This is a genomic window from Streptomyces sp. NPDC087310 (assembly GCF_044744405.1).
GTDB lineage: Bacteria > Actinomycetota > Actinomycetes > Streptomycetales > Streptomycetaceae > Streptomyces.
Map to the genome: position 1 here is coordinate 640,281 of NZ_JBIUYF010000001.1, position 13,198 is coordinate 653,478.

The window sequence follows — 13,198 nt, forward strand, 5'->3', positions numbered from 1 at the left end:
AGAGGGAGAGCCCCGCTGGTCCGGCGGGGCTCTCCCTCTACGGATACGGGTCAGGTACGGGCCGCCCGTGCGCGGGCGCGCAGGCCCAGTGCGCCGTCCAGGGCGAGGAACACCAGCAGGCTGATCCCGAGCAGCGGCAGGAACCAGCCGATCAGCGCGGTGACCGCGCCGAGCGGCAGCAGCAGGCGCAGCGGTACCTTCCGCCAGGCGCCGCGCGGGACGGGCCGGCCCGCGCTCAGCCGCCGTTCCCTGGTGGGCCGGCGCAGCCACCACATGCGGTAGCCCCAGACGATGAGCAGGATCAGGGCGAGGGCGAGGGCCGCCAGCAGAAGCTGGTTGGGGAGGCCGAGGAAGAGACCCATGTGCGCGTCGATCCCGATACGGGTGAGCTGGGCGAGCACCGGGTAGTCGGCGAAGCGCAGTTCGTCCATGACCATGCCGTTGGCGGGGTCGACGGAGACCGAGTCGAGCCGGGCCGGGAACTGGTTGTCCGTCTGCGCGACGACATAGCCCTTGCCCGTGGTCGGCAGGGTCACCGCGATCGGCCCGTCGAGACCGGCCTGGCGGGCGGCGACCACGGCGAGGTCGACGCCGACGTCGGTACCGCCCTTGCCGTGCATCCCCTCCATGCCCTCCATGCCGGGCATGTCCTCCATGGACTCGTGACCCTCGTGGGCGCCGCCCGTGTCCGACCCCGTACCGCCGGTGCCGGTGCCGCTGTCGCTGTCGCTGTCGAGCGTCGCGGAGACGGCGGGGGTGGCCGAGCCGAGCTGGTCCTTGATCGCCGTGATGTTCCCGCCCGCGTACGCCGACCACGTCAGCCCCGTGGCGGAGAGCAGCACGAGCCCGGTCACGGCCACCATGCCGAACGAGCCGTGCAGCGAGAGCGTCCTGCGCCGGCCGGTGGCGCCGCGTTCGGGCACCACCAGGGCGCGTTTCGAGGCGCGCTTGCGGGCGGTCCAGAGCAGCAGTCCGCCGAGCGCCACCACCCAGAGCCAGCTCGCGGCCAGCTCGCTGTAGAGGCGGCCCGGTTCGCCGAGCTGGAGATGGCGGTGCGTCTCGGAGAGCCAGGCGCGCACCGGCAGGGCGCCCGAGCTTCCGTAACTGGTCAGGGCGCCCCGTACCTCCGCCGTGTACGGGTCGACGAAGACGGCGAGGGACGTGAACTCCTCGCTGTCGGGCGTGGACATCAGGACCCGGGTGGTCGCCCCCTCCTCGGACGGGAGGCGTACGGAGGTGACGGTGCCCTCCGGATGGGCGGTACGGGCGGCGTCGAGCTGGTCGGAGAGCGGGACCGTACGGTCGCCGACCGGGGCCCGCAGCTCATGGCGGTAGATGACCTTCTCCGCCTGGTAGGAGAGGGAGTAGAGGAAGCCGGTGGTGGCGGCGACCAGCAGGAGCGGGGCTATCAGCAGGCCCGCGTAGAAGTGGAGGCGCAGCACGAGGGGGCGCAGGGCGCCCCAGAGGGACGTGGGCGCGGTGTTCGCCGTCGGCGCTGTGGTGTCCGGAGCGGGATCAGGAGACGCGGGCGCGGTGGTGTCCGGGGTTCTGTCGGACGGGTCCGTCCGCTGTGCGGGGTCGTCAATGGCCATGACTGTCCTAGGCGTTGGATTCGGCATGGGGAAGGCCGCGAAAAAGGGCCTGAAGGCCCCGGCCGTCCCCTCCGCGTCAGACAGCGGTGGCGGCGGCTCCCGGGGCCGTGGCGCGAGGTGCTCGGCGCGCGGGCGGCCCGCGCCGCGACACCGTGTGCGCGAGGACGACCCCCCGGAAGCGGTGTGCGCGGGACGCGCCGGGCCGGGGCCGGATCAGCCGGGGCGCGGCGGGCAGCGCCGCGGAGGTGAGCAGCAGCCGGAGCGGGGTGAAGGCGAGGGCCCCGACGGCGTGTACGAGCCGGAAGAGCGCGGCCTCGCCCTGGGCGAGCCAGAGGGCGCACACGGCCGCCGCGACGACGTGGGCGGCGAGCATGGCGGGGGAAGCGCCGAGCAGCTCGCCCAGCGCCGGGGCCGGGCCGGAACCAGGATCCGTCGCCGCCCCCATGTCCATGCCCACGTCCGCGCCCACGCCCATGCCGGAAGCGGAACCCCCGCCCGTACCCGTACCGGTGGCCGTAGGCGTACCCGCGTGCGGTGCGTGCCGGGAGGTGGCCGGTCCCAGTCCGTACGAGAGCGTTCCGGCGAAGAAGAGGTGCAACAGGCCCTGGACGGTGAGCAGTCCGGCGCCGATCGACAGGGCGCCCCGGCGCCGTCCGCCCGCGAGCCAGGCGGCGCACGCGGTCACCGCGAACGCCGCGAGCAGCGCCGTCAGCGAGATCTCGTGCCCGGACGCCCCGGACGCCCCGGACGCTCCGGAGGTGAGCGCGTGTCCCACCGCCGCCAGCGTCACGCACACGGCCGCGAAGGCGACGGCGCGCACGGCGCGGAGCGGCGATCCGGTCTCTGTCATGGTCCGCACATGGTGTCATCCCGAAGCGGAAGGCGGCAGGGCCCAAAAGCCGCGGCTCCCGCGGAGGTGGTGCTGGGTACACCCCGGGCCGGGTGCGGACCGGCTACCCCCGCCCTCTCCCCTCCGGCGAGACTGGTGGTCGTACCGGGGAGACCGGAACGCCGGACGCCGTCGGGGCTGTCCGGCCACGAAGGGGGCGGGACATGAACAGCGTCAGAGTCGGCGATCCGGGCGGCGGGGCCGGGGCGGCCCTCAGGCGGCGGTCGCGCGAGGCGCTGCCGGCGGCCGGGCGCGCACTGGTGCTGGCCGTCGTCGGCCTCCCGGGGTCGATCATCCTCTTCGTGGTGACGGTGGTGTCGACCGTCCTCATCGTCGTCGGGGTCGGCGTCTTCACCACGCCCGCCGTGCTCACCGCGCTCCGCGCCTACGCCAACCGGCGCAGGCTGCTGGCGGCCACCTGGTCCGACGTACGGATCCCGGTGCCGTACCGCCCCTTCCCGCCGGATCTGCGGACCGGGATCACCGGGCAGGTGGAGCGCTGCACCCTGATGCTCAAGGACCCGGCGACCTGGCGCGACCTCCAGTGGCTGCTGGTCGACATGACGGCCGGCTTCGTCACCGCGGTGTTCACGGCCGCGCTGCTGATCTACCCGGTGGAGGGGTTCGTGCTGGCCGCCGGGTTGTGGCGGGTCTTCGTCGACGACGCGTACTGGTACACGTTCGTCCCCGTCGACAGCCAGTCGACCGCTCTCGCCGCCGCGGCGGTCGGCCTGGTGCTGTTCGGCGCCGGTCTGCGCTACTGCCCCGATCTGCTGCGCCTGCACTTCCGGCTGACCGCGGCCCTGCTGGCCCCCGCCCCCGGTCAGGCGCTGGCCGAGCGGATCGAGCGGCTCACCGAGACCCGGCACGACGCCGTGGACAACTCGGCCGCCGAGTTGCGCCGTATCGAACGCGATCTGCACGACGGCGCGCAGGCCAGGCTGGTCGCCGTGGGCATGGACCTGGGCACCGTGGAGGCGCTCATCGAGAGGGATCCCGCCAAGGCGAAGGAGCTGATCAGCAAGGCGCGGCGGTCCTCGGCGGACGCGCTCACCGAGCTGCGCGACCTGGTGCGCGGGATCCATCCGCCGGTGCTGGCCGAGCGCGGACTCGGGGATGCCGTACGGGAGTTGGCGCTGCGGCTGCCGCTGCCGCTGGAGCCGGAGGTCGATGTGGAGCTGCCGGGCCGCCCGGCCGCGCCGGTCGAGTCGGCCGCGTACTTCGCGGTGAGCGAGGCGCTGACCAATGTGGTCAAGCACGCGGGCGCCGACCGGGTGTGGGTCGACATCTCGTACACCGGGGGCATGCTGCGGATCGCGGTCACCGACAACGGCCGCGGCGGCGCGGAGATCGGCCGGGGGTCGGGGCTGAGCGGTCTGGAGCGGCGGCTCGGTACATTCGACGGCATCCTGGCCGTCAGCAGCCCCGCGGGCGGTCCCACCATGGTGACCATGGAGCTTCCTTGCGTGTTGTCCTAGCCGAAGATCTCTTCCTGCTGCGGGACGGTCTCGTCCGCATGCTGGAGGCGTACGGGTTCGAGATCGTGGCGGCCGTCGAGAGCGGCCCCGAACTGACCACCGCGCTGGCCGAGTTGGAGCCGGACGTCGCCGTCGTCGACGTCCGGCTCCCGCCGTCCCACACGGACGAGGGCCTGCAGTGCGCGCTGGCCGCGCGGCGGGCCCGCCCCGGGCTGCCCGTCCTCGTACTCTCCCAGCACGTCGAGCAGTTGTACGCTCGCGAGCTGCTGGCCGACGGCGCCGGCGGGGTCGGCTATCTGCTCAAGGACCGGGTCTTCGACGCGGAGCAGTTCATCGACGCGGTGCGGCGGGTCGCCGCGGGCGGTACGGCGATGGATCCGCAGGTGATCTCGCGGCTGCTCTCCCGGCGCGCCCAGGACGAGCCGATCGGCGGGCTGACGCCGCGCGAGCGCGAGGTCATGGAGCTGGTGGCGCAGGGGCGCTCGAACGCCGCGATCGCCGCACAACTCGTCGTCACCGAACGGGCGGTGGCCAAGCACACGTCGAACATCTTCGCGAAGCTGAGCCTTCCCGTGTCGGACGACGACAACCGGCGGGTGCTCGCGGTCCTCGCCTATCTGGAGGGCGGCCGCGGGTCCGGTGCCGACCGGGAGCACCGGCCCGGCAGCCGGGGCCGCAGGTCCGAATGACGGGCATCCGCCCGGTTTGTTGATGGAGATTTCTATGAATTCCACGAGCCTCTGAACACCTCGTGTTTGAGGCCCGTATGGAACGGAGCGCTTCGCTTCTCCCCCTGCCGCGATTTTCCTGTAATCGGCAACGAAGCTTGAGGAGTTCCATGTCACGCACATCGAGAAAACGCTCCACAGTGGCGAACCGGGCGATCGTCGCCGGGGCTGCCCTGCTCCTGGGCGGGGGTGGTCTGGCAGCGGTCAATGTCTACGCATCGGCGGGCGAGGGCAAGTCCTCGCAAGCGAACCAGAACGTGGCCCAGACGTTGTCGACCATCAGTTGCCCGGACCCGTCGACCAAGCTGACGGAGGTGCCTGAGGCAGCCCGGGCCGAGGTCGACCGTGAACTGGCCAAGATGGACACCCAGATCACCGAGGCATACGCGCGGTTCGCCAGCGAGAAGAGAGCGATAGAGCAGGACTCGGGATACGCCAACAACGCCATCCTCAGCCCGCTGAAGGCCAAGCGGTTCGCGGCGCTCGACCGGATCTCCATCGCGATGGGCCGGGTGGGCACCAAGCCGCAGGGGCTGGAAGCGCTCTCCAACTGCACGCTGCGCGCCGACAACAACGCCAACGCCGGCAACGGCGGCGGGCGGGGCGGCGGCCAGAACGGCGGCGGCCAGGGCAACGGGCAGAACGGCCAGAACGGTGGCCAGAACAACGGGCAGAACGGTGGCCAGGGCAACGGCCAGAACGGCGGCCAGAACGGCGCCGGCGGCCAGGACCAGGGCCAGAACGGCGGTCAGAATGGCGGTCAGGACCAAGGTCAGGACGGCGGCCAGAATGGCGGTGCGGGCGGCGGCCAGGCTGGTAACGGCCCCGAAGCCTCCGACTTCGTCGACATCACGACCGTCCAGCCCAACGTCCAGCAGGCCCGTAACGGCCGCGGCGGATCGAAGGGCACCTTCTCCAGCGAGTGCGGTCGCAACGAGGCCGGTCTGTTCAACTCGGACAATGTCATCGTCGCCCCGGGTGTGACCAACGGCGCCCACCACTTCCACGACTACATCGGCAACCAGGCCAACGACGCCTTCGCGACCGACGAGAGCCTGGCCGCGGCCGACACCACGTGTGCGAACCAGGGTGACAAGTCCTCGTACTTCTGGCCGGTGCTCCGGCTCCAGAACGGCCAGGACGAGGCCGACGCCAACTCCGACGGCGGTGGCAAGGAAGGCAACGTCGGCATCATCCAGACGCCGGCGCAGGTGACCAACACCTTCGTGGGCAACCCGAAGGCCAAGGTCACGGCGATGCCCCGCCTGATGCGCATCATCACCGGTGACGCCAAGGCGTTCGTGAACGGCACGGCCAACGCCAACGCCTCGTGGAGCTGCACCGGGTTCGAGGACCGTCAGCTCAAGGACAAGTACCCGATCTGCCCCGAGGGCAGCCAGGTCGTGCGTACGTTCAAGTTCCAGAGCTGCTGGGACGGTGTGAACGCGGACAGCGCCAACCACCGCACCCACGTGGCGTTCGCCGACGGCAACGGCAACTGCGGCAACGGCTTCAAGGCCATCCCGCAGCTCCAGCAGCGGATCGTCTACGACGTTCCGCCGGGCCCGGGCTTCGCGGTGGACTCCTTCCCGGAGCAGCTCCACAAGCCCGTCACCGACCACGGCGACTTCATCAACGTCTTCGACGAGAACCTGATGAACACCATGGTCAACTGCATCAACACCGGTAAGAAGTGCAAGTAGGCACACGAGCAGGTGCTGTACGTGCGGCGCGTGCCGCAGGTCAGTACGTGAGCCACCGGTGATCCGGTGGTACGGGGAGGACCCACCCTCCCCGTACCACCGCCCCCCACTCCCAGACCCGCGCTGCGCGGTCAGCTCATGTCGTGACCCGAGTGACCCTCGTTCCCCCCACTGTCATCACTTCCCCCAGAGTGGTGCGACGAGCCGGTCTCCACGGTCCCGCCGAGCCGGCCGCGCAGCGCTTCCGTCACCTTCGCCTCGCCGACCGCGACCCACTTCCGGCCGACGAGATACGAACCGCCGTACGGCTTCGCCTCGTTGATCCACTCGCGCAGTCCGCGGTCGGTGGCGAACGTGACCAGCACGTACTTCCCGTCCTCCGTCGTGCAGTTGGCCTGCCGCAGCTCCTCGTTGGGGTGCTGTATGTCCGGGTCGCACTTCGCCTTCGAGGCGATCTCCTCCAGGCTCCCGGTGACCGTCTTCGGCTCCTCGGGGGCCTTTTCGTCGTTCGCGCCGCAACCCGCCGTCAGCGCCACGGAGAGGGCGAGAGCGGGGGCGGCGAATAGCACGGGAAATCGATCCTTACGCATACGTCCATCGTCCCCTGTGATCGGAGGGTCGGGTGGGGGAACCGTGAACTCCACGGCCGGGGCGGGCGGGTGACCATCGGACCCATCGATCGTTCTGCTGAACGTGCCCCCAGACAAAGCCGCACTCGCCCCCGCGCCCGCGCCCCCGGTCCCTCCGACGGCCGCCCCCGTCGGGCTGAACCAGGCCGAGGCGGCGCTCGTACAGCACTACCCCCACCTGGTCCGCCTCGCCTATCTCGTGCTGCCGCCCTCCCTCGGCCGCAACCGGCGCGTGCTGACCGCGCACGCGCTGGTGCAGCGGTCGCTGCCGCGCGGGCGCCGGGCGCCGGGCGGGGCCGGGATCCCGGGGCCGCGCCGGGCGCAGACCACCGGCCCGGCGGCCCGGCAGGCCGGTTACGCGTACGTACGGGTGCGGGTGCTGCGCCAAGCCCTGGAGGCCGGGCGCCCGTTGCTCCGTCTCGCCCGTCCCGTCCGCGCCCAGCTTCCGCCGCTCCTCCCGCGCGTCTGGGGGCTGCGGCTCTTCCCGCGCTCCGGCGGGGCCGACGAACTCGCCCTGGACCAGCGGCTGTCCGCCCTCTCGGGACCGGCGCGGGCGGTGTTCGTGCTGCGCGGGCTCGAAGGTCTCACGGACCCTGAGGTACGGGACCTGCTCGGCGCGGCCGGGGCCGACGACATCGACACGGCGCTGGCGGAGGCCACGGCGGCGGCGTCCCCGGGCTCGGCGTCTCCAGGCCCGGAGGCGGCCACCGACACCGGCGCCCTCCTCCGCTCCACCGAGTTCGACCCCTGCTCGCTCCAGGCCAGGCCCACCGACCTGATGCGCCGCCGCCAGTACCGCGGGGCCGCCCTCGCCGTGACCACCGCCGCGCTCGTCTGCGGGGCGCTGTTCGGACTGCCCGGCGGCTGGGGCCCGAACGGCCCGGCGGCCCCCGCGTACGCCAGGAACCCGGCGGCGGAGTCGGCCCTCGACCCGGCCGGGGTGCGGCGGATCGCACCGGCCGCGTGGCGGACCGCGCCCCGTACGGACTTCTCGGTCTGGCCCGCGCGCGGCCGGCTGACCCATGACACCGGCCTGCTGCGCCGGGCACTCGCCGTGTGGGCCCGGCCGGGCGACGCCGTCCATCTCTCGGCGACCCCGGCGACCCCGACGGGACCGCCGATGGGGTCGCCGCAACTGCTCTACACCGGGGAGGTCGACGGGGTGCGGGTGGTGCTCTTCCACGACGGCCTGCGGGTGGTGCGCTACGCGGAGACCGATGGAGGCGGTCTCGCGGCGCTGGACTTCGCGCGCACGGACGGCGCGGACGAGGCGGCGTCGGGGGCGCTGGTCCTCGGCCGCTCGGACGGCAACGTCCGCTATCTGACCGCCCCTTGGGTGACCGGCACCGCCGTACGCGACCTGCTCGCCCCGACCGCCCCGGCGCGCCCGCTGCACCGGGACGCGCACGGGGTGACGGACCCGCTGCCGAGCCCCACGACCCCGCGCGCTTCCTGCACCTCCTGGGACACCCTGGAGGTGAGCACCGCCGACACCGCTTCCGGCACCGCTTCCAACACCGCGTCCGACACCCCGTCCGGCACCGCCCGGCTCCTCACCGACCTGGGCGAACTGATCCCGGCGCGCCTGACCTCGGGCCCGCCGCACTCCCCCGAGGACGTGTCGACCCGCGCGGACCGGGCGGCCTGGGCGCGCACCGCCTGTCTGCTGCCCGCGGCGCAGGGGCACGGCGTACGGTCCGTGAACTCCTGGGAGTACGCCCGCCAGCCCCTCCCCGAGTCCAACGGCACGGCGTCCTGGCTCTGCACCCGCGCCGAGACCTGGCGCGGTCCGGGCAGCCGCGTACTGGCCCACTTCCAGGCCCCGTCCCCCGACCCCGCCGCCCCGGCCGCGCTCGCGGCGAGAGCGGCGGACTCCCCGGCCTGCGGCCCCCGCGACCCCCGCGTCCTGGCAGGCGTCCTGTGGAAGTCCCGGGCGGGCCACTGGTACCTCCTGGCGGCGGGCACCCCCGACCTGCGCACCCTGACCGCCACGGGCGGCGTCTCCGGCACGTCCAGGACCCGCACCCTGGCCCTCCCGGCCCGGCAGAACACCCTCGCGGAACTCCACGGCCGGGCGGCGGACGGCACGGAGGTGGACGCGCTGCACTGACCCGGGCCGAGGGCTGCGGAGGCTACGGCAGCAGCAGCCAGTCCGCCGCCAGGGCCGCGAGGAGGCCCCCGCCCAGGAGCCAGGTGGAGAGGCGGGTGCGGCCGTGGCGGCTGAGTTCGATCACGACGCCGCAGAGGATCATCGCCAGGCCGTAGACGCCCACGACGAGGACCGAGGTGCGTTCCGCCAGGCGGATCGCGAGCAGGGTCGCCAGGGTCAGCAGCAGGGCCGAGGCCAGGGTGATGCGGAGGAGGCGGGCCTGACGAGGCGTCAGTTCGGTGCGCGGGGCGTCCGGGGTGTCGGTGTGGTCCGGGGCGGGGTCCGGCAGTGGGGTGATGGGGGCGGCCTCGTCGGATGTGCTCATATGCCGGGAGCGTATCGGACATCTCGCGGAAGCAGCCGGTTAGGCTGTGCGCATGACGACCGGGGTGCGCCGAAGAATGGGCGTCGAGGAGCGGAAGCGGCAGCTCATCGGGGTGGCGCTGGAGCTGTTCAGCCACCGCTCCCCCGAGGACGTGTCGATCGACGAGATCGCGGCGGCGGCCGGGATCTCGCGGCCTCTCGTCTACCACTACTTTCCCGGCAAGCAGAGCCTGTACGAGGCGGCGTTGCGGCGGGCGGCCGACGAGTTGGCGGCGCGGTTCCTGGAGCCGCACGAAGGGCCGCTCGGGGCGCGGCTGCACCGGGTCATGGAGCGTTTCTTCGACTTCGTCGACGAGCACGGCACCGGGTTCTCCGCGTTGATGCGGGGCGGCCCGGCCGCCGGTTCCGGGACGGCGACGGCGGCGCTGATCGACGAGGTGCGGCAGGCCGCGTACGAGCAGATCCTGGCCCATCTCGGGATCCAGGATCCGCCCGCGCGGCTGGAGTTGACCGTACGGTCATGGGTGTCGCTCGCCGAGTCGAAGGCGCTGCTCTGGCTGGACGGGCGGCGGATTCCGCGCCAGGAGCTGGAGTGGCAGCTCGTCCACGACTTCGCGGCGCTGTCCGCGGTGAGCGCCGCGTACGACGACGAGATGGCCGGGATCCTGCTGAAGATCCTCGCGGACGAGCCGGCCGACGGTGCCTTCGGTGATCTCGTCGGCCGGCTCATGCGGCTGGGGACCGGGGTGCCGGGGCAGCGCGGTCAGGTGTAGACGACCTTCACGTCGGTGAAGCCCAGGGAGTGCAGCAGGCCCTGGAGCATGGCGGTGGTGTTCTTCTCGGCGCGGGCGGTGAGTCCGCTGTCCTTGGCCGCCTCGCCGATGTGCCGGGCCGCGAGGCGGTTCACGGCGCGTTCGTCGGCCGGGTTGTCGGAGAAGAGGTCGCCGAGCCGGTCGAGCAGTCCGCGCTGCTTGGACACGGCGTAGGAACGGTCCGCGTCCAGGGCGGGGCTGCCGAGCCGCGCGTGCGGCAGCCTGATCGTCGCGGCGGTGCGGTCCTCGTCGACCGTGACGTTGCCGTCGCCGACGGCGCCGAAGTCGACGTACGAACTGACCGTGCCCGCCCCCACGAAGAGGGTCCTGGAGCCGCGGATGGCGTCCGGCAGGTACTTGGTGTCCTTCTCCAGGTCCACGACGACCTGGAAGTTGCCGGACGCGGCCTCGTAGCGGTCGAGGTCCTGGATCGACTGGAGCAGGGTCGGCCCCGTACGGTCGTGGGTCTCCTCGCCGAAGAGGCCACCGAATCCGGGCAGCAGGTCGAGCCGGCTGCCGAGGAAGAGCAGCGCGGCCACGACGACGAGTGCGAGGGGCGCCTTGGCCCAGCGGGAGAGCCGCGCGGGGCGTGCCCCGTCCCGGCCCTTCCGGTCCTCCCGGTTCTCTCCCGGGCTCTCTTCCGGTTTCGCGTCGGTGGACGTCATACCTGTCGGATGTCCCGCCGCACGGCGTTCACACGGTCACAGGAAAAGCTTTGCCATGGGCCCGCCCGCAGGCCCGGCTCCGTCAACTCCTGTCAGCCTTCCGGCAGATGGCCTCGGAGCGCGCGGGTGAGGCCGCTGCGGCCGTCGTCGACCAGGCCCCGGTGGAAGGCGTTCTCGTACGCCGGGTGCCCGGCCGCCGCGCGCGCCTGCCGCTCGCACTCCTCGCGGACCTGCGCCAACTCCGGTGTGCCGCGCTGCGGATGGCCGACCATGCGCCAGAACGCCTGTCCCGTGCCGTAGGCGTGCGCGGCCCGTTCGCCGTCGCCCTGGGCGGCGACCGCGGCGGCGAGCAGGTCGAGGCCGAGGGCGATGCCGAAGCTGTCGCCCAGCTCCTCCTTGCCGGCGATCATCGAGCGGGCGTGGGCCTCCGCCTCGTACGGTCTGCCCTGGAGGAGGAAGATCAGGGCGAGTTGGTAGTCCGCGTACGACCTGGTCCAGCACTCGCCGCGGTCCAGGCAGACGCGGCGCAGCTCCGTGGCCTCGTCGCGGGACTCCTCGAACCGGCCGAGCGCGGTGAGCGCGAAGACCCGGACCAGCCGGCAGCGGAGCTGGGACGGCGAGTCGAAGAAGTCTCCGGGGTGGGTGCGCAGGGCGCGGTCGGCGACGGTGTACGAGGCCGTGGCGCGGCCCATCATCAGGCAGGTGAGGCTGAGGAGGTAGGCGGCGGAGAGCATGGATTCGGGGTCCTGGTCGCGCCAGGCGGCGGTGGTGCACCGTTCCCCGAGCCGGTACGCGCCCTCGTGGTCGCCCTGGAGCATGACGGTGACGCCGAGGGCCCACAGGGCGCGGGTGCGGTCGGGCCCGGGGGCGGGGGCGGCGTCGAGGGCGCGCTCCAGGTAGATCCTGGCCTCGTGGAGGTGGCCGCAGCAGGTCCAGAAGAAGGCGACGCGGCCGGTCATCTCCACGGCGGTGGCGGGGTCGTCGGCGAGGAGGTGGTTGAGCGCGGCGCACAGGTCGTCATGGGTGTCGGTGATCCGGCGGTACCACGCGATCTGCCGGCCGCCGGGCCAGCCCGCGTGGGCGGCGCGGGCCACGTCGGCGAAGTGGGCGGCGTGCCGGTCGGCGAGGAGTTTCTCCTCGCCGAGTTCGGCGAGCCACATCGTGCCGTACTCCCGGATGGTGTCGAGCATCCGGTAGCGGTCGCGGCGGTCCGCGGCGCCGGTCTCCCGGCGCAGGACTGACTGCCGGACCAGTCCGGCGAGGGCCTTGGTGACGCCGTCGGCGGTGAGCGGTCCTCCGGCGCAGACGGCGCGCGCGTCGTCCCCGTCGATCTCGCCGCGGAAGACGGAGAGCCGCGCCCAGAGCAGCCGTTCCAGGGGTGCGCAGAGCTCGTGGCTCCAGCCGATGGCGGTGCGCAGGGCGCGGTGGCGCTGGGGCCAGACGTTCGGGTGGGTGAGGGTGTCGAGCCGGGAGTCGAGCAGGACGGCGATCTGGTCGACGGTGTTCTCGTCGAGGCGGGCGCAGGCGAGTTCGACGGCGAGCGGGATGCCTTCGAGGCGGTGGCAGATCTGGGCGGCGGACGCGACGGTGCCGGGGTCGTCGAAGGAGAGTCCGGGCGCGGCGCGGGCGGCGCGGTCGCGGAAGAGCTGGAGGACGTCGTCCTCGCCGTCCTCGCCGTGTGCGCCGTCGAGGGGCAGCGGGGGTACGTCGAGCAGGTGCTCGGCGTGGATGCCGAGGGGCTGCCTGCTGGTGGTGAGGACGGTGAGGCCGGGAACGGCGCCGAGGAGTACGTCGACGAGCCGGCCGCAGGCGTCGGCCATCCGCTCGCAGGAGTCGAGGACGAGCAGGAGGCAGCGGTGGGCGAGCCATTCGCAGAGGGCGTCGATGGGCATGCGCAGGGAGTGGTCGGAGAGTCCGACGGCGTCGGAGACCGTGATGAGCAGCATCCGCTCGTCGTGGAGGGGGGCCAGGTCGGCCCACCAGACGCCGTCGGGGTAGCGCTCGGCCTCCCGCGCGCGCTCGGCGGCGCGCAGCGCGAGTCTGCTCTTGCCCACGCCGCCGCTGCCGGTCAGCGTGGTCAGCCGGTGCTCCTTGAGCGCGCTTTCCACCCGGATCAGTTCGGTCCTGCGCCCTACGAAGCTGGTCGTCTCTTCGGGCATGTTCCCCACCACGGGGACAGTCTGGACCAGTTCGGGCCCAGGACCGACACCCGTGGTGGGAAACGGTCAG

General features: G+C 72.8%; 11 protein-coding genes. 5 read left to right on the top strand and 6 right to left on the bottom strand.

The annotated features are described in order from the left end of the window. Window positions 1-50 precede the first annotated feature (50 nt). Both ACIO3P_RS02425 and ACIO3P_RS02430 read right to left on the bottom strand, forming a co-directional pair. Window positions 51-1,592, bottom strand: coding sequence for a PepSY-associated TM helix domain-containing protein (locus ACIO3P_RS02425; protein ID WP_401850450.1), 1,542 nt, complete (start codon window positions 1,590-1,592; stop codon window positions 51-53). A gap of 76 nt (window positions 1,593-1,668) precedes the next feature. Further along, the gene (locus ACIO3P_RS02430) at window positions 1,669-2,442 is read right to left on the bottom strand and encodes a hypothetical protein (protein ID WP_401850452.1); all 774 of its coding nucleotides are present in this window, start codon (window positions 2,440-2,442) and stop codon (window positions 1,669-1,671) included. Window positions 2,443-2,645: 203 nt separating this feature from the next. Between ACIO3P_RS02430 and ACIO3P_RS02435 the strand changes: the two genes are divergently transcribed. The 3 genes from ACIO3P_RS02435 (at window position 2,646) to ACIO3P_RS02445 (ending at window position 6,390) form a co-directional block, all read left to right on the top strand. Beyond that, window positions 2,646-3,959 carry a sensor histidine kinase gene (locus ACIO3P_RS02435; RefSeq protein WP_329825917.1) on the top strand — a complete coding sequence of 438 codons (1,314 nt, stop codon included), beginning with the start codon at window positions 2,646-2,648 and terminating at the stop codon, window positions 3,957-3,959. Continuing rightward, complete coding sequence (locus ACIO3P_RS02440; protein ID WP_401788202.1) at window positions 3,944-4,648, top strand: LuxR C-terminal-related transcriptional regulator; 705 nt, start codon at window positions 3,944-3,946, stop codon at window positions 4,646-4,648. The genes ACIO3P_RS02435 and ACIO3P_RS02440 overlap by 16 nt, the downstream gene beginning before the upstream one ends. A gap of 149 nt (window positions 4,649-4,797) precedes the next feature. Next, window positions 4,798-6,390, top strand: a complete 1,593-nt coding sequence (locus ACIO3P_RS02445; protein WP_329825915.1) for a DUF1996 domain-containing protein — start codon at window positions 4,798-4,800, stop codon at window positions 6,388-6,390. A gap of 131 nt (window positions 6,391-6,521) precedes the next feature. Here the strand turns inward: ACIO3P_RS02445 and ACIO3P_RS02450 are convergent, their stop codons facing one another. Further along, window positions 6,522-6,980 carry a hypothetical protein gene (locus tag ACIO3P_RS02450; RefSeq protein WP_329825914.1) on the bottom strand — a complete coding sequence of 153 codons (459 nt, stop codon included), beginning with the start codon at window positions 6,978-6,980 and terminating at the stop codon, window positions 6,522-6,524. 94 nt (window positions 6,981-7,074) lie between these two features. On the opposite strand from ACIO3P_RS02450, the gene ACIO3P_RS02455 reads away from it, so the two are divergent. Continuing rightward, on the top strand, window positions 7,075-9,129 hold the full coding sequence (locus ACIO3P_RS02455; RefSeq protein ID WP_401850864.1) for a hypothetical protein: 2,055 nt from the start codon (window positions 7,075-7,077) through the stop codon (window positions 9,127-9,129). A 22-nt stretch (window positions 9,130-9,151) separates the two neighbouring features. Here the strand turns inward: ACIO3P_RS02455 and ACIO3P_RS02460 are convergent, their stop codons facing one another. Then, window positions 9,152-9,493, bottom strand: a complete 342-nt coding sequence (locus ACIO3P_RS02460) for a hypothetical protein (protein ID WP_329825913.1) — start codon at window positions 9,491-9,493, stop codon at window positions 9,152-9,154. 52 nt (window positions 9,494-9,545) lie between these two features. Here ACIO3P_RS02460 and ACIO3P_RS02465 point away from each other — a divergent pair, with 52 nt between their 5' ends. Then, window positions 9,546-10,265, top strand: coding sequence for a TetR/AcrR family transcriptional regulator (locus ACIO3P_RS02465; protein WP_329825912.1), 720 nt, complete (start codon window positions 9,546-9,548; stop codon window positions 10,263-10,265). Here ACIO3P_RS02465 and ACIO3P_RS02470 read toward each other — a convergent pair. After that, window positions 10,256-10,969, bottom strand: a complete 714-nt coding sequence (locus ACIO3P_RS02470) for a DUF4230 domain-containing protein (protein ID WP_329825911.1) — start codon at window positions 10,967-10,969, stop codon at window positions 10,256-10,258. The two genes, ACIO3P_RS02465 and ACIO3P_RS02470, sit on opposite strands and share 10 nt — an antisense overlap. 92 nt (window positions 10,970-11,061) lie before the next feature. Further along, a complete protein-coding gene (locus ACIO3P_RS02475; RefSeq protein ID WP_401850453.1) occupies window positions 11,062-13,128 on the bottom strand; it encodes an ATP-binding protein in 2,067 nt (688 codons plus the stop codon). Between the last annotated feature and the right edge of the window lie 70 nt (window positions 13,129-13,198).